This window comes from Ancylobacter sp. G4_0304 (assembly GCF_047501495.1).
Lineage (GTDB): Bacteria > Pseudomonadota > Alphaproteobacteria > Rhizobiales > Xanthobacteraceae > Ancylobacter.
The window spans coordinates 86,790-107,008 of sequence record NZ_JAZDRM010000001.1 but is presented as its reverse complement, the minus strand read 5'-3'; the positions used below and the strand labels follow the sequence as shown (position 1 = coordinate 107,008).

Below are 20,219 nucleotides of genomic sequence, written 5' to 3'. Positions count from 1 at the left end.
TAGACAAGGAAAAGGGCGCCGTACGGCGCCCTTTTTTGTCCGGTCTCGTCCTGTCCGAGCCGCCCAGGCTAGGTCAAGAGTGGTGGTCAAAGTGCGTTCTCGCGAATGGCCTGGTGAACCGTTGCGACTGTCGGGCGGAATCCGAGCCGTCTGGCCAGAGCGCCGTCGCATTGGCCAAACCAGGGGTTGGCGAGCGGCGCGGCAGACGTCACAAGGGCCGCGCCGACCAGTTCGGTGATCTCGTATACCGACATCGGCGCGTCGTCGACGGTGTTGACGATGCGGCCATCCATGGCGCCGGAGAGCGCGAGATTGACGGCCACGGCGATGTCGCGATGGTGGATCATGCTGAAGCGGGCGGCCGGATGCCATTTAAACATGTCGAGCAGCCTCGGCACCGATTCCAGATGGCCGTCCCGGTCGCCATAAACGAAGCCGAGGCGCAGGATTGACCAGTTGAGGCCGCTGCTGCGGAGCTCATTCTCCGCAGCCAGCTTGCTGGCCGGATAGTCCATCTTCGGGGCTGCGACATCGTCCTCGCGGCCGGGACGGGGACTGTCCATGTCGTAGATCAGGCCCGTGCTCGCCATGATTATGCGTGCATCCGGGGCCGACCGCCGGGTCGCGGCAATCAGATTACGGGTGCCGTCGAGGTTCACCCGCCAGATGGCATCGGCGTCCTGGGTCCGGAAGAGTGCGGCGAGATGCACGACCGCGGACACGCCCTTCAAAGCTTTGGTCAGCGAAGCTTCATCGAGAATGTCGCCTTCCACAGGCGTGACGCCCTTCGGAAGTTCCTTACCTTCCCGGACAAGTCCACGGCACTCCACCCCCGCGCCGACGAGGCGCTGCAGCAGGCGCGAGCCGACGAGGCCGGTGCCCCCGGTGACGAGAATTGTCATGACTTCGATCCTTCCGGGAGGTTGTCGTTCAGCCGCTGGGTCGCGGTCCGAAGGACCCGTACGACGGTGGCGAGCTCCGATTCGTCAAACCCGGCGAATGAAATCGCGAGGATCATTTCGATCGGGTCGGGGAGGTCCTTCCACAGGCTCAGGCCCGCCGGCGTGATAGTCAGGATTCGCTGCCGCAGGTCGGAGGGATCGGTGGACTGATCCACCAGCCCCTTGCGTACCAGCGCGCCGACCGCTTCGCTCAGTGTCGGCTTTTCCAACTGAAGCATGCCAGGCAGGCTGCGTTGAGCTATCGGCCCCTCATTGGCCAGATGGTACATCACATACCACTGGCTCAGTCCGAGGCCGTAGGGACGCAGGACCGCTTCCATGAAGGAGCGGCTGGCAAGATGGTAATGTTTCGCCCATTTCCCAGGGGAATCGTGGCGGAGATGGTCCAAAGAAATCCTCCAGTTCGTTCGGTCCCGAACGAATAATGTTCGGGGCCGAACGAACTGTCAAGATGTCCGAGGAAGGCCCTTCCGTGTGAACCTTGGCTCACAGCTCCTTTTGCATCAGCACCAGGTCGAGCCGCCGGCCGAACTTGGTGCCGATGCCCGGCATGTAGCCGGTCTCAACGAAGCCGAGCCGCTCATGCAGCCGGACCGAGGCCTGATTGCCGCCGGTGATGGCGCCGATCATCACCTTCTTGTCCAGCGCGCGGGCCGGCGCGAACAGCGACTCCACCAGCCGGGCGCCGATGCCCTTTCCGCGCGCGGCTTCCGCGACATAGACCGAGTGCTCGACGCAGACGCGGAACCCATCGAAGGGGCGGAAATCGCCGAAGCTGGCATAGCCCAGCACCTCGCCCTCCTGCACCGCCACGAGGACGGGATAGCGTTTCGTGCGGCGGTCGGCGAGCCAGGCCTGCCGGTTGGCGAGGTCGACCAGCGTGTCGTTCCAGATCGCGGTCGAGTTGACCACCGCGTCATTGTAGATGGCGAGGATGCCGGGCAGGTCGGCCTCGGTCGCGTCGCGCAGGATCATGTCGGCACCTTGCAGAAAATCGGGTCGGCGGTGCGCCAGCATAGCCGGACGCGAGCGCTAGCGCCTTTGTGAGAGGCCCGCCCGCGCTGAATTTCGCGCGCGGCGCTGGAATCGCCGCAATCGGCGACCATATCTAACGGAAAGCAAGCACCCGGCATCGGGAGAAAAGGGAGAAGTATGGCTGCCAACGATCCGTTCGGTGGAATGCGTTTCACGGTCCGCCGCGTCAGTTTCTGGCAGGTCGCGGTCGTTGTCGCGGTGGCGCTGGCGGTCGGCACCGCGCTTGCCGTGGTCGCGGCCAGCGTGTTCCTGGTCCTGTTCCCGATCGTGGCGATCGCGGGGCTGGCCTACAAGCTGTTCGGCGGCCGCAAATCGTCCGTGCGCACCGCTTCCGGCGCGACCGTGATCGACGCCGAATATCGCGTACTCTCCGCCGAGGAAGTTTCCCGCGAGAGCACACAATGGGATGACGGGCGCCGCATCCGCTGAGCGGGCGGCGCCGCGCCGCGCCCTCACTTCTCGACGAAGGCCTTCTCGATCACGAAGTCGCCGGGCTCCGTGGTCGAGCCCTCCTCGAAGCCGCGATCCTTGAGAATGACGCGCATGTCATCGAGCAGCTGCGGGCTGCCGCACAGCATCACGCGGTCGTCTTCCTTCGCGAGTGGGGGCAGATCGAGATCGGCGAACAGCTTGCCCGAGGTGATCAGGTCGGTGATGCGGCCCTGATTGTGGAACTCCTCGCGAGTAACAGTCGGGTAATAGACCAGCTTCTCCAGCACCAGTTCGCCGAAGAACTCGTTGCTCGGCAGCTCTTCCTCGATCAGCTCGCGATAGGCGAGCTCGCCTACGGTGCGCACGCCGTGGACCAGAATGACCTTCTCGTAATTCTCGTAGGTTTCCGGGTCCTTGATCAGGCTGAGGAACGGGGCGAGCCCGGTGCCGGTGGCGAGCAGATAGAGCCGGCGGCCGGGGACGAGATAGTCCACCAGCAGCGTGCCGGTCGGCTTGCGCCCGACGATCACCTCGTCGCCGACCTTGAGGTGCTGAAGCTTCGAGGTCAGCGGGCCGTTCGCCACCTTGATCGAGAAGAACTCCAGCGTCTCCTCGTAATTGGCGCTGGCGATGGAATAGGCACGCAGCAGCGGCTTGCCCTCCACCTCCAGCCCGATCATCACGAACTGGCCATTCTTGAACCGCAGCGCGGGGTCGCGCGTGGTGGTGAAGGTGAAGAGATTGTCCGTCCAGTGATGGACGGAGAGGACCCGTTCGGTATGAAGCTTGCTCATTTACAAACCGTCTAAGTAGAAACCCGCCGTAGAACCGAGGGTCCATGTAAATCGTGGCTCGGGTTTAATGCGCATTCGCCCGGTTGTCGACCCTTGTCGACGCCGGGCAGCCATGGTCTTTCCGCTACCGGCCGGCATCGGGCCGGCGGCGCGGGGAGGCAAGCCATGTTCAGCCATATCATGGTCGGGGCGCGCGATCTGGAGCGGATGACGGCGTTCTACGCGGCGGTGCTGGCGCCGCTCGGGCTGGTGCGCGACTTCACCTATGAGGATACCGGACCGGCCGGCGCGACCTGGATCGTGCCCGGCAAGCCGTGGCAGCAATTCTTCGTGCAGCTGCCGTTCAACGGCCTGCCCGCGACCTGGGGCAATGGCACCCAGGTCAGCTTTGCCGCGTCCACGCAGGAGGCGGCCACGGCGGCCTGGCAGGCGGCGATCGATCAGGGCGGGCTGGATGAGGGCGCCCCGGGCCTGCGCCCGCATTACGGGCCGGACTATTTCGCCGCCTATTGCCGCGATCCCGAAGGCAACAAGCTGTGCTTCGTCCACACGGCGGAACTGGCGCGCTCGGGTATCGCGGCGGGCGGAGTGGAAACGCCCTAGCCGCGCACCAGAGTGGCGGTCGGCTGGCCGCGTTTTTCGCGGTACATCTCGAAATCGGCGCGCCGCACCACCGCCTCCAGCCGCTCGCCGGGAACGCTGGTCGCCATGCCGGCGGACATGGAGAGCGTCGAGGCCGAATAAAACTGGTTGTTCAGAGCGACCAGCTTTTCGATGTTCTCCATCACCGCAAGCCCGCCCTCGGCATCGACGCCGGGCAGTAGCAGCGCGAACTCGTCGCCGCCGATGCGCGCGGCACAATTGGGCTTGTCCACCGCCTTTGCCAGCACCTCGCCGGTGCGCCGGAGCAGCGCGTCGCCCACCGCGTGGCCGAGCTGATCGTTGACCTGCTTGAGATTGTCGAGGTCCAGCATGATGATGGTGACCGGGAACGGGCCCTTGCGCTCCAGCCGGTTCAACTCGTCGACATAGAAAGAGCGGTTGTAGAGCTTGGTCAGCACGTCGTGCTTGCCGAGATATTCCAGATAGGCCTCGGCCTTCTTGCGCGCGGTGATGTCGGTCAGCGCGATCTGCACCAGCGACCAGTCGTGCTCATGTCCCGGCAGCACCGAGAACTGGAGGTGGACATGCAGCTCGTCGCCGTTCAGCGAATAGTTCACCACTTCGCGGGTGTGGAACAGCTTGCCGTTCCACAGGTCCACGAGCTGCTCGCGGAAATGGCGGTGCATGTCCTCGCGGAACACGTCGCCGATATGGGCGATCAGCGTGGCCTTGTCGGGCGCGGCGAACATCTCCAGCGTGTGCTGGTTGACGTCGATGACGCGGATTTCACTGAGGCAGCGGCGCACGAATTCCGGGTGCACATCGGTGAAGACCCGGAAATCGACAATGCCGCGGAACCGGAGCTCGTCGACGAGCTGCTTCACGCTGGAGAAGTCCTCGACCCACAGCGACACCGGCGAATGCTCGAACAGGCCGCGGGCATATTCCTCGGCCTGCGCGGCCTGGCGGCGCATGGTCTCGCGCTCGGTCACGTCCTCGATCGAGAGCAGCACGCGCCCGAGCGTGGCCTCGTAGCCCGGCAGCACCGTGCCCTTGAGCTGGATGTCGAGCCGCCGGCCGCCCAGCGTGTAATTCACGGTGTTGCTGGTGAAGGTGGTGGCGCCGTCCCAGAGCTGGCACAGCTCGTCCACGAAGGTCTTGAGCATGTCGGCCCGGAACACACGGCCGAGATTTGAGACGAGGTGATCGAGGCTGTCGGCCTCATAGAGCGCCAGCGTGCGCCGGTTGACCTTCAGGACGCGGATCTGCTCGGAGCACGCCTTCACCTTGGCCGGGTTCTCGCGCAGGAATTCGCGCAGCGAGACCACGCCCTCGCGGCGCCAACCATCGAACAGCGCCGTCAGCCCGGCATAATCCTCAAGCCAGAGCGAAATCGGCGCGAGCTCGAACATTTCCTCGTGGTCGTGCCGGGTGGCGGCCGCGCCGTCTGTGGTGTCGTGCAAATGTAACATGTCGACCTGTCCGCCAACCGCAACTGGCGATTGCCACTCTTATGCGTTGTCGCTCGGCTTTAGTGGTATCAAGTTCCGCCGCTGCCTTTGGACCGCAATTTTTGCAGTGTGTACCCTGCGGCCGTTGCCGGCGCGCACGGCTCTGCCCCCCGCGCCCAGTTATATCGCCAAGCCGCCTATTCGCCCATAGAGCCTTCGATGGACGCCCGCACGCGTGGCGCGCTATATCCGGATCCGGGTTCGAGGAGGCCTCATGAGCGATATCATCTGCATTTCCCCGGTGGACGGTTCGGAACTGGCGCGCCGTCCGGCGGCCTCCGGCGCGGCCATCGCCGCGGCGCTCGCGGCCGCCCGCAAGGCGCAGGCGGAATGGGCGAAGGTGCCGGTCGCCGCGCGCGCCGCCCATGTGCTGCGCTTCCTCGACGCCATGCTGGCGATGAGCCAGGAGATCGTGCCGGAACTCGCTTGGCAGATGGGTCGCCCGGTGCGCTATGGCGGCGAGTTCGGCGGCTTCGAGGAGCGGGTGCGCTATGTCGTCGACATGGCCGAGGACGCGCTCAAGCCGGTGATCCCCCATGATGCGCGCCCCGGCTTCACCCGCTACATCCGCCGCGATCCGCTCGGTATCGTCTTCGTGGTGGCGCCGTGGAACTACCCCTATCTCACCGCCGTCAACACCATCGCGCCGGCGCTGATCGCCGGCAACGCCGTGCTGCTCAAGCACGCGGCGCAGACCATCCTGGTCGGCGAGCGTTTCCAGGCGGCGATGGACAAGGCCGGCCTGCCGAAGGGCCTGTTCGCCAATCTGGTGCTGACCCATGACCAGACCTCGCAGATTCTCGCCTCGGGCAGCGTCGATTTCGTGAACTTCACCGGCTCGGTGGAAGGCGGCAAGGCGATCGAGCGCGCGGCGGCCGGCAGCTTCACCCCGATGGGGCTGGAGCTCGGCGGCAAGGACCCGGCCTATGTCCGCGCCGATGCCGATTTCGACTTCACGGTCGAGAACCTCGTCGACGGCGCCTTCTACAATGCCGGCCAGTGCTGCTGCGGGATCGAGCGCATCTATGTCCACGAGGCGCTGTACGACCGCTTCATTGACGCCTTCTCGGCGCTCACGGCCAAATATGTGCTCGGCAATCCGCTGGACGAGGCGACCACACTCGGCCCGATGGCGCAGAAGCGCTTTGCCGAGCTGATCCGCGCCCAGACCGCCGAGGCGCTGGCGAAGGGCGCGCGGGCCCATATCGACGCGTCCGCCTTCCCGATGAACCGCGAGGGCTCGCCCTATCTCGCGCCGCAGGTGCTGACCGGGGTCGACCATTCCATGTCGGTGATGCGCGAGGAGAGCTTCGGCCCGGTGGTCGGCATCATGAAGGTGAAGGACGATGCCGAGGCCGTGGCGCTGATGAATGACAGCATCTATGGCCTCACCGCCTCGATCTGGACCGCCGACCGCGCGGCGGCGGAGGAACTGGGCGGGCAGGTCGAGACCGGCACCGTGTTCATGAATCGCTGCGACTATCTCGATCCCGGCCTTGCCTGGACCGGGGTTAAGGAAACCGGCCGCGGCGCCTCGCTCTCGCGCATCGGCTTCGAGATGCTGACGCGTCCGAAGTCGTTCCACCTGCGCCACGGCTGAGCGGCGCGCTCCCCCTCACGCCGCCGCGACGTTCCCGTAGCGCCGGGCGGCCTCGATGGCGAGGCCGGTGCCGACCGAGCCGAAGGTGTCGCCCTCCACAACGCGCGCGCCGGGGAGCGCGGCAAGGATGGCGGCGCGGACATGTTTGAGCCGGGTCGAGCCGCCGGTGAGGAACAGCGCGTCGACATCGCCCGCCTTCAGCCCGGCCTGATCGAGGCAATTGGCGATGCGCGCGGCGATGCGCTCGGCCAGCGCCCGTGTGTGGTGCACCAATTCCTCCGCCGTGATGCCGACCGAAAGCCCGGCCTCCAGCCAGCCGAGATCGACGTCGACCTGCGGCTCCCCGGCCAGCGCGATCTTGGCCTCTTCCGCCTGCATGGCGAGGGTGTGGCCGCGCTGCTCCTCGATGACGCGCACCAGACGGCTTACCAGTTCGGGATGCGCGGCCTCGCGGCGGACCTCGTGCAGCTCGCGCACGGTCTTGGCATTGTAGAGCCGGTTGATGCTGGACCAGGTGGCGAGGTCGTGGAAATAGCCGCTCGGCACGTCGCGGCCGGGCTTCTTCATCGGGCTGCGATAGCCCAGCAGCGGCATCAGCGTGCCGAGGCTGAGATGGCGGTCGAAATCGGTGCCGCCGATGCGCACGCCGTCATTGGCGAGGATGTCGTCGGCGCGCTCGGTGCGGCGGTGGCGCTCGGCGCTTAGCCGCACGATTGAGAAATCCGAGGTGCCGCCGCCGATATCGGCGATCAGCGCGGTCTCCTCCGCGCTCACCTGCTGCTCATAATCGAGCGCGGCGGCGATCGGCTCGAACTGGCAGGACACCTCGCCAAATCCCGCCTTCAGCGCTATGGCGCGCAGCGCCGCCTCGGCGCGGGCATTTGCCGCCTCGTCGTCGTCGACGAAGAACACCGGGCGGCCGAGCACGGCGCGCTCCAGCGCGGCGCCGGCATCGACCTCGGCGCGCTGCTTCACGGTGCGGACGAAATCGCCGATCACCTCGCGAAAGGCGACGCGGTGCTTGCCGATCTGGGTCTTCTCGTCGATCAGCGCGCTGCCGAGCACCGATTTCAGGCTGCGCATCAGCCGCCCGTCGGTGCCGCCGACATAGAGCGCCATCGCCGCGCGGCCGATGGTCAGCGCGCCATCGCGCCCGTAAAACACCGCGCTCGGCACGGTGTCCTTGCCGTCTTCGAGGCGCGCGAGGCGGGGGGCCTCGCCGCCGTAATATCCCAGCGTCGTGTTCGACGTGCCGAAATCGAGGCCGCAAAATGCCATGGAGCGAGATGCCATGGGTCAAGACCTCCGGTTCGGGAAAAGGGGGGCTTGGTTAGAGGCTTTGCGCGAATTGATCAACCAAGGACGGCACGGCGAGTTGACGGGCGCGGCCGGAACGGGGAAACCCTTGGGGAGCCGCCCTAGCGGAACAACCGACCTCGAATGCGAGAATGCGCCGTGGCCCAGCACAAGAAGCCGACCGAACCCGCCCAGCCGCACGGCGCCATCAATTCCATGCGCTCATGGGAAACCAAGCACTGGGTCGTCGCGCTGCTGATCCTGCTGATCGCGATCGGCGCCTTCCTGGCGAGCTGGGACTGATCCGGCAGCTTGATCCGACGTCTCGGCCCAACAGCTGGGCCCGGCAGATTTGGCGGGCCGCTTCTGGCGGCCGTCACATTGTGATCCTATCTAGCGGGCTAAGGTCGCGTCGCCGGCCGCAGTTGGAAACGCCGCCGGAGGAGTTGCGCCGACCGTGTCCCTTGATACCCCGTCGAACGAGGCCACCGGCAGCGAGGCCGATCTGGACGAAGCCGCCACCCGCCTGTCCGATGTTCTGAACGGCATCGCCAATGACGAAGGGCGCGAGCGCGTCGGCGTCGGGGATCTGCTCGGCGTGATGAAGGAGCGCGCCTTCGGGCCGCTGATGCTGATCTTCGCCCTGCCCAACGTGCTGCCGACCCCGCCCGGCACTTCGGCGGTGCTCGGCGCGCCGCTGATCTTCCTCACGCTTCAGCTCGCGCTTGGCCGCGATCCGTGGTTGCCGCGGCTGATCGCGGACCGCTCCATCGCCCGCAAGGATTTCGCCGCCTTCATCGGCCGCGCCACGCCCTGGCTCGCGCGCGCCGAAGGGCTGCTGCGCCCGCGCTTCAGCATCCTGGCGCACCCGCCGTCGGAGTATCTGATCGGCGTGCTCTGCTTCGTGCTGGCGGTGGTGCTGGTATTGCCGATCCCGCTGGGCAACATGTTGCCCGCGCTGTCGATCTGCGTGTTCGCGCTGGGCATATTGGAGCGCGACGGCCTGTGGATCCTTGCCGGCATCGTGCTCGCCATCACCTCGCTCGGCGTGGTTTCCGGCGTGATCTGGGCCTTCATCAAGGCCGGGCTTTATCTGCTGCACAGCCTGCTGACGTAAGCTGTCTGGAGCACTTCCTCATCGTCCGGACGTTCTGTCCGACATGAAAGGGCTCCGGCCGGCGCTCAGCCATAGGCGCGGGCATTGTCCAGCGCGCGTTCGAGCATCAGCAGGCATTCCCTCGCCTGCTCGTGGCCGGCGGCGTCGGCGCGCAGGCGCTCGGCAAGGTCGCGCAGGTCGCGGATCGCGACGTCGACCGCGGTCTCAAGGTCGATGTCGAGATCGCCCTCGTCCTGCCGGGGCCGCGCGGGAAAGGGAATGACGTTACTCATCACGGAACTCATGCTCGCAGAATCGCCTCGTGGCCTCACTGCGAGCAGCATGCCGGGAAATGGTTAACGCCGTCCTCCCGCTACCGCAGCGGCCCGGCGACAATGCCTCCCTACATTGCCGCGATATATCCATACAATCCGGTGATATCGTTGACATTGTATGCGGCGAGGCCCACCTCAACGGTGTCGCGGGCGACGCCCGCCGGCAGATCAGGCAGGAGGCCGAGATGACCGAACAGCAATGGCCCGTTTTGACGCCGTTCCAGTGTGGTGTGCGCGGCTGCTGTCCGCGTTGCGGGCAGGGGCGCCTGTTCGACGGCTTCCTTAAGCTGAAGCCGCGCTGCGAAGCCTGCGGGCTGGACTTCTCCTTCGCCGATCCGGCGGACGGCCCGGCCTTCTTCGTCATCTGCTTCGGCTGCATTCCCTCGGTGATGTTCGGCCTGTGGCTGGAGATGGCGTTCCAGGCGCCGTACTGGGTGCACCTGTTCACCACCCTGCCGGTGATGCTTTTGACCTGCATCCCGCCGCTACGCCCGCTCAAGGGCTGGCTGGTGGCGAGCCAATATTACTACAAGGCCGAGGAAGGCCGGTTGATCCCGGTCGAGCGCAGCCTGGAGCCGGCCGTCAAACCCTGAGCCTTCACGCCTCAGCCGTCCTCGCTGCGTATGAGGGCGGCGAGCGCGACCAGCGCCTCGCCGAGCCGCGCGCGGTCGGCCACGGCGCCGAGCGAGAGCCGCAGCGCATGGCTCGGCTCTCCCCTCACGCAGAACGCTTCCGCCGGCATCACCGCCAGCCCGCGCCGCCGCGCCGCGGCGGTGAGGCGGGCGCGGTCCCAGTGCGCCGGCAGCGTCTGCCAGACATGCAGCCCCTCGGGGGCGGCGACGGCGCCCTCCGGTAGCAGCGCCCGCGCCATGTCCTGCCGGGCCCGCGCCTCGCGGCGGATCGCGCCGAGCAGATGCGTCGCGGTGCCGGTGCTGATCCAGCGCGTGGCGAGCGCGGTCATCAGCGGCGCTGGCATCAGCGCGAGATCGCGCATCGCCTGCGCCAGCTTCTCGGTGGTCTCGCCCTCGGGCACCGCGACATAGGCGATGCGCAGCCCCGGTGTCAGCGTCTTGGCCAGCGTCGCGACATGATAGGTCGCCTCGGGCAGGAGGGTGGCGAGGGCCGGGAGCGGCGTGTCCATCAGCCGGCTGTAGGGATCGTCCTCGATCACGGTGAGCTTCTTTGCGCGGGCGATGCGGGCGATCTCGGCCCGGCGAGGCGCGCTCATGGTCGCGGTGGTCGGGTTCTGCAGCGCCGGCTGGAGATAAAGCAGCCGCGCCGTCCCGTGACGGCAGGCGGAGAGCAGCGCGTCGGGCTCAAGACCCTCGCGATCGCAGGCGACGCCGACCACCCGCACGCCGAGCCGGGCCGCTGCCGCGATCAGGCCGGGATAGGTCTCGCGCTCCGCCAGCAGCGTGTCGCCGGGCTTCGCCAGCAGGGCCAGCAGGCTCGCCAGCGCCCCCTGCGCGCCGGGCATCACCATCAGCCGCGATGTGGAGACCGGCCCGAGCGTCGGCTCCAGCCAGCGCGCCGCCGCCAGCCGGTCCGGCGGGGCGCCGGGGCCGACATGATAGGCCATCAGCACATCGGCATTGGAGCGCGCCAGCAGCCCACTGAGCCCGCGCTCGATCACCTCGCCGAGCTTCATGCCCTGCGGCGGCGGCGGCATGTTCATCGAGAGGTCCATGGCCGGGGCGGAAAGGGCCGCGCCGCCGGCGATGAAGCTGCCGCGTCCCGTCACCGCATCGATCAGGCCGCGATGGCGCGCCTCGTTATAGGCGCGGGTGACGGTGGTCAGGTCGATGCCGAGCCGTGCCGCCAGCGCGCGCTGGGTCGGCAGCCGCTCACCGGGCCGCAGCGCCCCGCGTGCCACCGCATCCTCCAGCGCCGCCACGATCCGGGCATGCAGCGGGCCGCTCGCCCGGTCCGCGCGGTCGAGCGGTCCGATCCAGTCGTCATGCGGGGGCGCGGTCGCGTGCGTTGGCATGTCGCAAGCCTTGGCGCGTTGGCGGCGGCAACGCAACCCGTGTGCCGGCCGCGCGCCGCGCCGTCTGCGCATCGGCATCAGGTATCCGGCATGCCAAGGCGCGCCGGCAATGCTATGGATCGGGAAACCCGCGTGCTCTGCCGCGCGCAACCATGAGGACGACGCCAATGACCGATCCGATCCGCAAGGGCATGTTCGACGACTGGGAAAAGGACGCCAACGGCCATCTCAAGGTGTGGCCGATGAACGCCTTCACCACCGCGCTGTTCGGCGCCGAGGCGGTGGGGCTGCGCCTGGAGATCGGCGCCGCGCCCAAGCCCGGCGAGCCGGTTTCCGCGCTCCAGCTCGTGCTTCGGCCCGAGCAGGTGCGCCAGCTCTCGCACGCGCTGGCGGAAGCCGAGGCCCGCCTCGCCGACGCCCATTTCACCGTCCTTGCCAACCCCGGTGCCGGCTCCGGCAATGCGTGAGCGCAGGGGGGGGGGGATGACCTCCCGGCGCCTCCTTCGGCCCGCCGGGCGCGTGCCTCAGGATGACGGCGTGAGGGTGGAGGCGGGGGATGCGAGCGCGGTTCGTTTCTGCCACACCGCCGCCGGTGCGCGGCGGCGCGTGTAAGGAGCGAGGGGCGCCTGGCTGTCTGCGCCGCACCGCTCAGGCAGCCGCCACGTAGCGCTCCCTCGCGGTCCCAAGCACGCCCGTCATGCTGAGGTGACGGCCTCAGGCTGGTCTCGAAGCATGCGGGCGGCCGGGGCGAAGCGGGCCCCGCGTCCTCACGCCGCCAGATATTGCGCGTCAGCCTGGTCGAGGCGGCGGCGCATCTGGGTGACGATCAGCGCCTCGTCCGGCGCGCAGTTCTCATAGGTCAGCCGCTCGCCGGCATTTACCGGCTTCAGCACCCGCGCCTTCTCGGCAAGGCCGAGCGGAAGCGCGAAGCTGTCGCGCGCGTCGCGCCAGCCCATGGCGAAGCCGCGATAATCATATTCGCCGATCTTGCCGAGCACGTCGCCTGGCCTGAGGTCGCGCTTGGCCACCGCCGTGCACTCGGCGACGGGATGGTCCAGCACCTCCATGTCGGGGCGCTTGTGGAGCACCGCGCGCACCGCCGAGAGCGGCACTTCGAGGCTGGTGAGGTGATAGGGCCGGATCAGCGCGAAGCAGGGGCCGGGGCCGACCTTGAGGTCCGCCATGCGCTCCAGCACGCGCGGGTGGCGCGGCTTGACGATGCAGAACACGCCGGGCGCCACGCCCTTGCCGAGGGTGAAATCGACCACGCCGGAGCGCGAGAGGATGCCGCCATCCTCCTTGGTGCACAGCACCTGGGCGAGCACGTCGCGGTCGGCCTTCGGCCCGTGCATGCCCGGCACGTCCGGCACCAGGCCGGTGGCGTTGGCGAGCGCGGTCATCTCCACCATGGTCTTGGAGCCGTCGACGAACTCGACCAGCATGCGCGGGTTCATGTTGCGCGCCTTCGCCTCCTCGGCGAATTCGTCCGGCACGGCGTCGGGCTTGAAGGCGTTGTTCTTGGCCTTGCCGGCGCAGACGATCTCGAAGCCGAGCGACTGGGCGAAGCCGATCAGTTCCACGGTCGCGGCCGGCTCGTCCCCGGCGGCGCCGGTCAGCACCACGCCTGCCTTGCGCGCCTCCTGCTTGAGGAAGCGGCCGATGGTGATGTCGGCCTCGACGCTCAGCAGCACGACATGCTTGCCGTTGCGCATCGCCTCCAGCGACACCAGCGTGCCGATGTTCGGCGAGCCGGTGGCGTCGATCACCACGTCGATATGTCCGCTGGCGCACAGCGCGTGATAATCCTCGGTGACGGCGATCTTGCCGGCCTCGATGGCGCGGTCGATGGCCTGCGTGCTGGAGGCCGAGACGATGTCGGCGCGGTCATGCCCGGCCATGAGCGCGGCGTCGATGGCGAGTTGCGGGTCGATTTCGGACACCGCGCCGATGCGCACGCCCGGCATCAGCGCCGCCTGCACCACGAGGTCGGTGCCCATCTGCCCGGCGCCGGCCAGCCCGATCGTCACCGGGCCATGCTGCTCGGTCCAGCGCTCCAGCTCGGCGGCAAGGCCCGTCGTTACCAATGCGCCGCTGCCGAATCCGACCGCCGAAATGCTGCTTGCCCCGCGCATGAACTCAAAACCCTTCCGCCGATTCCGGGGGGACCGGCCGCCCTCGCGCGGTCTCCCCTGTCCTTCGGTACTCGACATTTGGCGTGACGCAAAGAGCCAAGCGCATCGCCCGGACGACAGATGTTCCGGTCAATAGGTCGCGCCGGCGGCCTCAAGCACCGCGCTCGCGGTCACTTCGTCGGTGATGAAGGCGGTCGGGCGCAGCATGCGCAGCGCGCCGATGATCGCCTGGGTCTTGCCAGGCCCGCCGGAGGTGAGGATGCGCTCGGGCGTGGCCTGCAGCGTCTCGATCGGGATCGACATCACCCGGCTGTTGATCGGGTGGTCGACCAGCCGGCCCTCGATGTCGACGAAATTGTAGATGACGTCGCCCACCGCGCCGGCTGCCACCAGCGAATCCCAGTCGGCATCCGAGAAGAAGCCGAAGCGCAGCGAGGTGCTGTCCCCGGTCATCTCGCCGACGCTGAGCACTACCGCGTCCATGTCACGCGCGAGATTATAGACCGGGGCGAGGCCGCAGCGTTCGATCAGCGCGCGCTTGGTCTCCAGGCTGTCGACCACGGCGGGCGCGGCGATCAGGTGGCAGTCGGCCTGGAACAGGCGCGAGAGCTGCCAGGCGAATTCGGAGGGGTTGTACTGCTTGGCCTTGGTGATGCCGCCCAGCAGCGAGATCACCGAGAGATTGGCCACCGCCTTCTCGTCGATGAAACCGAGCGCGCGCATCAGCGTGCGGCCCCAGCCGAAGCCGATCTTCATGTCCGGGCGAATCAGGTCGGAGATGAACTGCCCGGTGGCGGCGCCGATGGCGGCGGTCGGGTCGGCGGCGGGGTCGGAGAGCGGAGCGACCACCGCCTCGCGCAGGCCGAACGCCTTCTGCAGTCCCATTTCGAGGCGCGGCAGCTCGGCGATCTCGCGCGAGAGCGAAATCTTCACCTCATTGAACTGGCGGGCATCGGCCAGCATGCGCACCACGGTGACGCGCCCGATGCCCAGCGCCTCGGCGATGGCGCTCTGGGTCAGGCCCTCGACATAGTACATCCAGGCCGCGCGCAGCCTCAGGCGCGTGGAGCGCCGGCCGGTCGCGCTCATGTCGGAAGGCGCCCCGGCCGGGCTTTCCGGCTTCGTGGTCACGTTTCCCTCGGACATCGCTTCGCTTTCCCCCAACCCCCGCACGCTCTCACGGCGCGCAACGCGTTGCCGTTGCTATAAATGAGCCGTGCGCCATCTTCAAATCGCGGGCAGCAGCGGTGTCCCGGTGCCGGTTACGCATTATCCCGCTTGTCGATGCGTCGCGAGCGATGCAAATCTCGAACCGGGTGCGGCGGCGGGGCTGGATCAAGAGTCAGAGGTTCTTCATGTCCGACAAGGACGGCGCCGACGATACCGTGTTCCGGCTTGAGAATTTTCTCTGCTTCGCGGTCTACTCGGCGAACCACGCCTTCAATCGCGTCTACAAGCCGATGCTCGATCGGCTGGGGCTGACCTATCCGCAATATGTCGCCATGGTCGCGCTGTGGAGCGGGGACGGGCTGACCGTCGGCCAGCTCGGCGAGCGGGTGCTGCTGGAGACCAACACGCTCACCCCGCTGCTCAAGCGCATGGAGGCGGCCGGGCTGGTGCGCCGCGTGCGCGATTCGCTCGACGAGCGGCAGGTCCGCATCTTCCTCACCGATCATGGCCGCGCGCTGCGCCAGCAGGCCGACTGCCTGCCCGGCGCCATGGGAACCTGCATCGAGAAGGATGATGCCGATCTCAAGGCCCTGACGCTCGACCTGATCGCGGTGCGCGACAAGCTGCTGGCGAAGATCAAGCCGTAGCGGGGAGCTCGCCGGGCCGGGCGGCGGCATCAAGCCCGACCGCGCCTTCGATGAAGCGCCGGTGCCGGCCGATCTCGGCGGCGAGGAAATCGAGGAAGGCGCGCACGCGCGGCGAATGCCGAAGGTCCGGGTGGGTCAACAGCCACAGGTCGGCGGCGAACTCGTCGACCGGCGGGGCGAGGCGGACCAGCGCGGGACGGGAATCGCCCATGAGGCACGGAATGTGCCCGATTCCGAGCCCGGCCTCGATCGCCTCGGCGAGGCCCAGCACCGAGTTGACCTTGAACACCACCTTCTCCGGGCGAACATGGTCCTGCACGAACTTCACCGCTTGAAGTGTGCCGAGCCCGTCGCCCAGCGAAATCCAGTCGCGGGTCGTCAGCGCCTCCATGTCCGCCGCGCCGGGGGCGGGAAAGTCGCTCGCGAGGCCGTAGAGCGCCCAGTTGATGCGGGCGACGCGGCGGCCGACGAGGTTTTCCGGCGGGCTGTCGGTGGCGCGGATCGCGACATCGGCGTCGCGCTTGGACAGGTTGAGCGGCTGGTTGCTCAGCACGATGTCGAGCCGCACCTCGGGGTAGCGCTGGCGGAAGGCGGCCAGCATCGGCATCAGCATCTCGATCAGCAGCGAATCCGGCGTGGTGACGCGCAGTTCGCCCGAGGGCGCCGGCTCGCGCCCGGCCAGCTTGCGTCCGACCGTGGTGATTTCCTCGTCGAGCCGGTTGGCCAGCGCGACCAGTTCCTCTCCTGCGGGGGTGAGCGCGTAGCCGGTGCGGTGGCGCTCGAACAGCGGGTTGCCCAGCGCCTCCTCGATCTGCTTGAGGCGGCGGAACACCGTGGAATGATTGACGCCGATCTGCGCGGCGGCGGCGGGAAGACCCTTGGCATCGGCCACCGCCTTGATCAGGCGGAAATCGTCCCATGCCAGCGATTTGAACGGTTCGGCCATGCTGTCCCCCGCCTCGCCGGGAAGGCCGGCGCGTCCCCGACTTCATAGCAGCACGGCAGACATTGCGTCAACGCAATCGAAACTAGATGGCATTGCGCAGACGCCGGTTTATCTATGGCTCATGCAAGAGCGCAGGGAGCGCTCCATCAGAGGGCCACACCATGAACCGCAACGGCATTCATCATGTGACGGCGATCGCCGGCAATGCGCGCCGCAACGTCGAGTTCTACACCCGCACGCTCGGCCTGCGGCTGGTCAAGAAGACCGTGAACTTCGACGATCCCGGCACCTATCACTTCTATTATGGCGACGAGGCCGGTTCGCCCGGCACCATCCTCACCTTCTTTCCGTGGGACCATGTGGCGCCCGGCCGGCTTGGCGTCGGCGAGACGCAGGAGACCGCGTTCCGCGTGCCGGCCAATTCGATCGGCTACTGGACGCACCGCTTCGTCGAGAAGGGCGTACCCCATGAAGCCATCGTGCGCCGCTTCGGCGAGACGGTGCTCTCCTTCAAGGACCCGCACGGCATGCGCCTCGCCTTGGTCGGCGTCGCGGGCGCCGAGAACGAGCCGGCCTGGCTTGGCACCGACGTGCCGGCCGAGCATGCCATTCGTGGCTTCCACTCGGTGAACCTCCTGTTGGCCGATGCCGCGCCCACCGGCGCCATCCTGACCGACATCTTCGGCTTCACCGAGATCGGCCGCGAGGGTTCGCTGGTGCGGTTCAAGGTCGAGGGCAATGAGGTCGGCTCGATCGTCGACATCCATGTCGCCGGCGGCTTCCTGCCGGCCCGCATGGGCGGCGGCTCGGTCCACCATATCGCCTTCCGCGCGGCAGACGATGCCGGGCAGGAGGAGATGGTGAGGAAGCTCGTGGAACATCACGGCATCCGCACCACGGAACAGAAGGACCGTAACTACTTCCGGTCCGTCTATTTCCGCGAGCCCGGCCATGTGCTGTTCGAGATCGCGACCGACGTCCCCGGCTTTGCCGCCGACGAACTCCCGGCCGAACTCGGCCGCGCGCTGAAGCTGCCGTCCTTCCTTGAGCCGCGCCGCACCGACATCGAGGCGGTGTTGCCGGAAATCGCCTGAACCTGTCCGCCCCTTCTCCCGCGTGGGGAAGGGGCGCCCGTTCTCAAATGGATCAGGAGGCCGTCATGGCCAATCACGAGCTTTCCTTCGTGCATCGCTTCGAGCCGGCGACCGCGCCGAACCTCGCGCCGCTCCTGCTGCTGCACGGCACCGGCGGCGACGAGAACGATCTTCTCGGCCTTGGGCGCATGGTGGCGCCCGGCGCGGCGCTGCTGTCGCCGCGCGGCAAGGTGCTCGAGGGCGGGATGCCGCGCTTCTTCCGCCGTCTCGCCGAGGGCGTGTTCGACGAGGACGACCTGCGCGCCCGCGTCGACGAACTGGCCGATTTCATCGGTGAGGCGCGCGCCGCCTATGGCCTGCCGGCCCCCGTCGCGCTCGGCTTCTCCAACGGAGCGAACATCGCGGCCGCGATGTTCATGCGCCGCCCAGAAGCGCTTGCCGGCGCCGTGCTGCTGCGCGCCATGGTGCCGTTCAAGGTGCCGCCCAAGGCCGATGCCTCGGGCCGCCGCGTGCTGCTGCTCTCGGGCAGCGCCGATCCGATCGTGCCGGCCGACAACGCCGCCCGTCTCGCCGCGCAGCTCAGCGAGGCCGGCGCCGAGGTGACGCACCGTGTGCTGCCGGTCGGCCACGGCCTGTCGCAGGCCGATGTGAGCCTCACCCGGGAGTGGCTCACCGAGGTGTCCGCCGCCGCGGCTTGACAGCGGGCGTCGGGAACCGGATGCCTCCCACCGCATTGCCGCCATGGCGCGCGTCGCGCGGATTTGCCATGGTGGCGTTCGGCCTTGCCGAAATGCTGGTGGCTTGGGGAGGTGACTATGCGGTGGGAGGATTTCCGGCGCAGCGATAATGTCGAGGATCGACGCGGTGGCGGCTTCGGCGGCGGTGGCGGCCGGATTCCCGGCGGCCGGGGCGGGCTCGGCATTGGCGGGCTCATCGTGGTGGGGCTGATCGCCTGGGCTACCGGCATCAATCCGGCGGTGCTGATCGGCGGCGCGGAAATCCTGATGGGCGACGGCGGCTCCCCGCAGAGCCGGTCGCAGGCGCCGTCCGGCAAGACCGGCGCCCCGCAGGACCAGATGGGCCAGTTCGCCGCCACGGTCCTCGCCCAGACAGAGGATGTGTGGGCGCCGATCTTCAAGGCGCAGGGCAAGACCTATCAGGACCCCGGCATGGTGCTGTTCTCCGGCGCCACCCGCTCGGCCTGCGGTTCCGCGCAGTCCGCCATGGGCCCGTTCTATTGCCCGGCCGACGAGAAGGTCTATCTCGACCTCAGCTTCTTCGATGAGATGAAGCGCCGCTTCAAGGCGCCCGGCGATTTCGCCGCCGCCTATGTCATCGCCCACGAGGTCGGCCACCATGTCGAGAACCAGATGGGCATTCTCGCCAAGGTCCAGCAGATGCAACGTCAGGTCTCGCGCACCGAGGCCAACCAGCTCTCGGTCAGCGTCGAGCTGATGGCCGACTGCCTCGCCGGCGTCTGGGCGCATCATGCCGACGCGCAATGGCAGATCCTGGAGGACGGCGACATCGAGGAGGCGCTGAACGCGGCCTCCGCCATCGGCGACGACCGCTTGCAGAAGCAGTCGCAGGGCTATGTCGTGCCGGACAGCTTCACCCACGGCTCCTCGGCGCAGCGCATGCGCTGGTTCAAGCGCGGGCTGGACAGCGGCGACATGCGCCAGTGCAACACCTTTCAGGGCAATATCTGATGAGCCTTCCCGTCGCCGAGCGCCCATTCGTCGCGCTTTCCATCGCTGTGCTCACCGTCTCCGACACCCGCACGCCGGCCGATGACCGCTCCGGAAACACGCTGGCCGAGCGCGTGATCGCGGCGGGCCACCGGCTGGCGGCGCGTGACATCGTGCCCGACGATATCGAGGCGCTGCGGGCAACGGTGGGTGCGTGGATCGCCGATCCCGCGATCGATGTCGTGATCACCACCGGCGGCACCGGCTTCACCGGGCGCGACGTGACGCCCGAAGCGCTGGAGCCGCTGTTCGAGAAGCGCATGGAAGGCTTTTCCACCGTGTTCCACATGGTGTCGTTCGGCAAGATCGGCACCTCGACCCTGCAGAGCCGCGCCACGGCCGGCGTGGCTAACGCCACCTATATCTTCTGCCTGCCCGGCTCTCCGGGCGCCTGCCGCGACGGCTGGGACGAGATCCTCGTCCACCAGCTCGATATCCGGCATCGGCCCTGCAATTTCGTGGAAATCCTGCCGCGCCTCGATGAGCACCTGAAGCGCGAAAAGGCCAAGGGCGCGAGCGTCTGAACGGCGTCCTCAGCCTTCCGGCAGCAGCATTTGCGAGCGCAGCAGCACCAGCCTGCCGCGCCCGACACGGGCGACCAGCCGGCGGGCGGCATGGGCGCCGGCCTCGTGGCCGCCGAGCGTCTCGTAGAACTGGCGGTGGATCAGCAGGCCCTGCTCGGGCTTGGCGCGGCCGATCAAGGCGTGCCGCGCCACGGCGGTGGGGGGGCGGCCCCCCGCGGCGGCGCCGCACCCCCCCCCCCCCCCCCCCCACCCACCCCCCCCCCCCCCCCCCCCCCCCCAGCGCGCGCGCCGCCCCGAGCCACCCCCC

24 protein-coding genes are annotated in these 20,219 nt (G+C 68.0%); 12 read left to right on the top strand and 12 right to left on the bottom strand.

Annotated elements, in window-relative coordinates; genetic code table 11:
• Positions 1-86: 86 nt before the first annotated feature.
• From VRZ77_RS00530 to VRZ77_RS00520, 3 genes are all read right to left on the bottom strand, one after another.
• A complete protein-coding gene (locus VRZ77_RS00530) occupies positions 87-902 on the bottom strand; it encodes an NAD-dependent epimerase/dehydratase family protein (protein ID WP_414590756.1) in 816 nt (271 codons plus the stop codon).
• Complete coding sequence (locus VRZ77_RS00525) at positions 899-1,351, bottom strand: MarR family winged helix-turn-helix transcriptional regulator (RefSeq protein ID WP_414590755.1); 453 nt, start codon at positions 1,349-1,351, stop codon at positions 899-901. The genes VRZ77_RS00530 and VRZ77_RS00525 overlap by 4 nt, the downstream gene beginning before the upstream one ends.
• A 97-nt stretch (positions 1,352-1,448) precedes the next feature.
• Positions 1,449-1,937 (bottom strand): N-acetyltransferase family protein, encoded by a 489-nt coding sequence (locus VRZ77_RS00520; RefSeq protein ID WP_414590754.1) that lies wholly within the window; start codon positions 1,935-1,937, stop codon positions 1,449-1,451.
• Positions 1,938-2,114: 177 nt separating this feature from the next.
• Here VRZ77_RS00520 and VRZ77_RS00515 point away from each other — a divergent pair, with 177 nt between their 5' ends.
• Positions 2,115-2,426 (top strand): hypothetical protein, encoded by a 312-nt coding sequence (locus tag VRZ77_RS00515; protein WP_414590753.1) that lies wholly within the window; start codon positions 2,115-2,117, stop codon positions 2,424-2,426.
• A gap of 23 nt (positions 2,427-2,449) precedes the next feature.
• Here VRZ77_RS00515 and VRZ77_RS00510 read toward each other — a convergent pair whose 3' ends face one another.
• The gene (locus VRZ77_RS00510; RefSeq protein WP_414590752.1) at positions 2,450-3,223 is read right to left on the bottom strand and encodes a ferredoxin--NADP reductase; all 774 of its coding nucleotides are present in this window, start codon (positions 3,221-3,223) and stop codon (positions 2,450-2,452) included.
• A gap of 165 nt (positions 3,224-3,388) precedes the next feature.
• Between VRZ77_RS00510 and VRZ77_RS00505 the strand changes: the two genes are divergently transcribed.
• A complete protein-coding gene (locus VRZ77_RS00505; RefSeq protein WP_414590751.1) occupies positions 3,389-3,826 on the top strand; it encodes a VOC family protein in 438 nt (145 codons plus the stop codon).
• Here VRZ77_RS00505 and VRZ77_RS00500 read toward each other — a convergent pair.
• Positions 3,823-5,298, bottom strand: coding sequence for a diguanylate cyclase domain-containing protein (locus tag VRZ77_RS00500; protein WP_414590750.1), 1,476 nt, complete (start codon positions 5,296-5,298; stop codon positions 3,823-3,825). The two genes, VRZ77_RS00505 and VRZ77_RS00500, sit on opposite strands and share 4 nt — an antisense overlap.
• Positions 5,299-5,551: 253 nt before the next feature.
• Here VRZ77_RS00500 and VRZ77_RS00495 point away from each other — a divergent pair, with 253 nt between their 5' ends.
• The gene (locus VRZ77_RS00495) at positions 5,552-6,937 is read left to right on the top strand and encodes an aldehyde dehydrogenase family protein (protein WP_414590749.1); all 1,386 of its coding nucleotides are present in this window, start codon (positions 5,552-5,554) and stop codon (positions 6,935-6,937) included.
• 15 nt (positions 6,938-6,952) lie between these two features.
• Here the strand turns inward: VRZ77_RS00495 and VRZ77_RS00490 are convergent, their stop codons facing one another.
• Positions 6,953-8,215 carry an Hsp70 family protein gene (locus VRZ77_RS00490; protein ID WP_414590883.1) on the bottom strand — a complete coding sequence of 421 codons (1,263 nt, stop codon included), beginning with the start codon at positions 8,213-8,215 and terminating at the stop codon, positions 6,953-6,955.
• 177 nt (positions 8,216-8,392) lie between these two features.
• Between VRZ77_RS00490 and VRZ77_RS00485 the strand changes: the two genes are divergently transcribed.
• Positions 8,393-8,536: a hypothetical protein gene (locus tag VRZ77_RS00485; protein WP_414590748.1), complete on the top strand. Its 144-nt coding sequence runs from the start codon at positions 8,393-8,395 to the stop codon at positions 8,534-8,536.
• Positions 8,537-8,690: 154 nt separating this feature from the next.
• The gene (locus tag VRZ77_RS00480; protein WP_414590747.1) at positions 8,691-9,350 is read left to right on the top strand and encodes an exopolysaccharide biosynthesis protein; all 660 of its coding nucleotides are present in this window, start codon (positions 8,691-8,693) and stop codon (positions 9,348-9,350) included.
• Between the two features lie 65 nt (positions 9,351-9,415).
• Here the strand turns inward: VRZ77_RS00480 and VRZ77_RS00475 are convergent, their stop codons facing one another.
• Positions 9,416-9,622, bottom strand: coding sequence for a hypothetical protein (locus tag VRZ77_RS00475; RefSeq protein WP_414590746.1), 207 nt, complete (start codon positions 9,620-9,622; stop codon positions 9,416-9,418).
• Positions 9,623-9,849: 227 nt separating this feature from the next.
• Here VRZ77_RS00475 and VRZ77_RS00470 point away from each other — a divergent pair, with 227 nt between their 5' ends.
• Positions 9,850-10,257 carry a DUF983 domain-containing protein gene (locus VRZ77_RS00470; RefSeq protein ID WP_414590745.1) on the top strand — a complete coding sequence of 136 codons (408 nt, stop codon included), beginning with the start codon at positions 9,850-9,852 and terminating at the stop codon, positions 10,255-10,257.
• Positions 10,258-10,268: 11 nt separating this feature from the next.
• On the opposite strand, the gene VRZ77_RS00465 is transcribed toward VRZ77_RS00470, so the two are convergent.
• Entirely contained in the window at positions 10,269-11,651 is a 1,383-nt protein-coding gene (locus tag VRZ77_RS00465) for a PLP-dependent aminotransferase family protein (RefSeq protein WP_414590744.1), read from the bottom strand.
• Between the two features lie 167 nt (positions 11,652-11,818).
• Here VRZ77_RS00465 and VRZ77_RS00460 point away from each other — a divergent pair, with 167 nt between their 5' ends.
• Positions 11,819-12,118 (top strand): hypothetical protein, encoded by a 300-nt coding sequence (locus VRZ77_RS00460; protein WP_414590743.1) that lies wholly within the window; start codon positions 11,819-11,821, stop codon positions 12,116-12,118.
• A gap of 300 nt (positions 12,119-12,418) precedes the next feature.
• Here the strand turns inward: VRZ77_RS00460 and VRZ77_RS00455 are convergent, their stop codons facing one another.
• A complete protein-coding gene (locus tag VRZ77_RS00455) occupies positions 12,419-13,783 on the bottom strand; it encodes an NAD(P)H-dependent oxidoreductase (RefSeq protein WP_414590742.1) in 1,365 nt (454 codons plus the stop codon).
• A 129-nt stretch (positions 13,784-13,912) separates the two neighbouring features.
• Positions 13,913-14,929, bottom strand: a complete 1,017-nt coding sequence (locus VRZ77_RS00450) for a sugar-binding transcriptional regulator (RefSeq protein ID WP_414590741.1) — start codon at positions 14,927-14,929, stop codon at positions 13,913-13,915.
• Between the two features lie 209 nt (positions 14,930-15,138).
• On the opposite strand from VRZ77_RS00450, the gene VRZ77_RS00445 reads away from it, so the two are divergent.
• Positions 15,139-15,600, top strand: coding sequence for a MarR family winged helix-turn-helix transcriptional regulator (locus VRZ77_RS00445; RefSeq protein WP_414590740.1), 462 nt, complete (start codon positions 15,139-15,141; stop codon positions 15,598-15,600).
• Here the strand turns inward: VRZ77_RS00445 and VRZ77_RS00440 are convergent.
• Positions 15,590-16,546: a LysR family transcriptional regulator gene (locus tag VRZ77_RS00440; RefSeq protein ID WP_414590739.1), complete on the bottom strand. Its 957-nt coding sequence runs from the start codon at positions 16,544-16,546 to the stop codon at positions 15,590-15,592. The two genes, VRZ77_RS00445 and VRZ77_RS00440, sit on opposite strands and share 11 nt — an antisense overlap.
• Before the next feature lie 161 nt (positions 16,547-16,707).
• Between VRZ77_RS00440 and VRZ77_RS00435 the strand changes: the two genes are divergently transcribed.
• From VRZ77_RS00435 to moaB, 4 genes are all read left to right on the top strand, one after another.
• Positions 16,708-17,640, top strand: a complete 933-nt coding sequence (locus VRZ77_RS00435; RefSeq protein WP_414590738.1) for a ring-cleaving dioxygenase — start codon at positions 16,708-16,710, stop codon at positions 17,638-17,640.
• A gap of 65 nt (positions 17,641-17,705) precedes the next feature.
• The gene (locus tag VRZ77_RS00430) at positions 17,706-18,338 is read left to right on the top strand and encodes an alpha/beta hydrolase (protein WP_414590737.1); all 633 of its coding nucleotides are present in this window, start codon (positions 17,706-17,708) and stop codon (positions 18,336-18,338) included.
• 117 nt (positions 18,339-18,455) lie between these two features.
• On the top strand, positions 18,456-19,349 hold the full coding sequence (locus VRZ77_RS00425) for a neutral zinc metallopeptidase (protein ID WP_414590736.1): 894 nt from the start codon (positions 18,456-18,458) through the stop codon (positions 19,347-19,349).
• Positions 19,349-19,912: a molybdenum cofactor biosynthesis protein B gene (moaB, locus tag VRZ77_RS00420; RefSeq protein ID WP_414590735.1), complete on the top strand. Its 564-nt coding sequence runs from the start codon at positions 19,349-19,351 to the stop codon at positions 19,910-19,912. The genes VRZ77_RS00425 and moaB overlap by 1 nt, the downstream gene beginning before the upstream one ends.
• A gap of 9 nt (positions 19,913-19,921) precedes the next feature.
• Here moaB and VRZ77_RS00415 read toward each other — a convergent pair whose 3' ends face one another.
• Positions 19,922-20,089 carry a hypothetical protein gene (locus VRZ77_RS00415; RefSeq protein WP_414590734.1) on the bottom strand — a complete coding sequence of 56 codons (168 nt, stop codon included), beginning with the start codon at positions 20,087-20,089 and terminating at the stop codon, positions 19,922-19,924.
• Positions 20,090-20,219 lie beyond the last annotated feature (130 nt).

Coding starts and splice junctions, on each gene's coding strand:
- VRZ77_RS00490 (WP_414590883.1), bottom strand. CDS start 8,215: ATGGCATTTTGCGGCCTCGATTTCGGCACGTCGAACACGACGCTGGGA.
- VRZ77_RS00450 (WP_414590741.1), bottom strand. CDS start 14,929: ATGTCCGAGGGAAACGTGACCACGAAGCCGGAAAGCCCGGCCGGGGCG.
- VRZ77_RS00495 (WP_414590749.1), top strand. CDS start 5,552: ATGAGCGATATCATCTGCATTTCCCCGGTGGACGGTTCGGAACTGGCG.
- VRZ77_RS00425 (WP_414590736.1), top strand. CDS start 18,456: ATGCGGTGGGAGGATTTCCGGCGCAGCGATAATGTCGAGGATCGACGC.
- VRZ77_RS00430 (WP_414590737.1), top strand. CDS start 17,706: ATGGCCAATCACGAGCTTTCCTTCGTGCATCGCTTCGAGCCGGCGACC.
- moaB (WP_414590735.1), top strand. CDS start 19,349: ATGAGCCTTCCCGTCGCCGAGCGCCCATTCGTCGCGCTTTCCATCGCT.
- VRZ77_RS00435 (WP_414590738.1), top strand. CDS start 16,708: ATGAACCGCAACGGCATTCATCATGTGACGGCGATCGCCGGCAATGCG.
- VRZ77_RS00445 (WP_414590740.1), top strand. CDS start 15,139: ATGTCCGACAAGGACGGCGCCGACGATACCGTGTTCCGGCTTGAGAAT.
- VRZ77_RS00440 (WP_414590739.1), bottom strand. CDS start 16,546: ATGGCCGAACCGTTCAAATCGCTGGCATGGGACGATTTCCGCCTGATC.
- VRZ77_RS00455 (WP_414590742.1), bottom strand. CDS start 13,783: ATGCGCGGGGCAAGCAGCATTTCGGCGGTCGGATTCGGCAGCGGCGCA.
- VRZ77_RS00500 (WP_414590750.1), bottom strand. CDS start 5,298: ATGTTACATTTGCACGACACCACAGACGGCGCGGCCGCCACCCGGCAC.
- VRZ77_RS00530 (WP_414590756.1), bottom strand. CDS start 902: ATGACAATTCTCGTCACCGGGGGCACCGGCCTCGTCGGCTCGCGCCTG.
- VRZ77_RS00475 (WP_414590746.1), bottom strand. CDS start 9,622: ATGAGTAACGTCATTCCCTTTCCCGCGCGGCCCCGGCAGGACGAGGGC.
- VRZ77_RS00510 (WP_414590752.1), bottom strand. CDS start 3,223: ATGAGCAAGCTTCATACCGAACGGGTCCTCTCCGTCCATCACTGGACG.
- VRZ77_RS00460 (WP_414590743.1), top strand. CDS start 11,819: ATGACCGATCCGATCCGCAAGGGCATGTTCGACGACTGGGAAAAGGAC.
- VRZ77_RS00505 (WP_414590751.1), top strand. CDS start 3,389: ATGTTCAGCCATATCATGGTCGGGGCGCGCGATCTGGAGCGGATGACG.
- VRZ77_RS00515 (WP_414590753.1), top strand. CDS start 2,115: ATGGCTGCCAACGATCCGTTCGGTGGAATGCGTTTCACGGTCCGCCGC.
- VRZ77_RS00520 (WP_414590754.1), bottom strand. CDS start 1,937: ATGATCCTGCGCGACGCGACCGAGGCCGACCTGCCCGGCATCCTCGCC.
- VRZ77_RS00470 (WP_414590745.1), top strand. CDS start 9,850: ATGACCGAACAGCAATGGCCCGTTTTGACGCCGTTCCAGTGTGGTGTG.
- VRZ77_RS00465 (WP_414590744.1), bottom strand. CDS start 11,651: ATGCCAACGCACGCGACCGCGCCCCCGCATGACGACTGGATCGGACCG.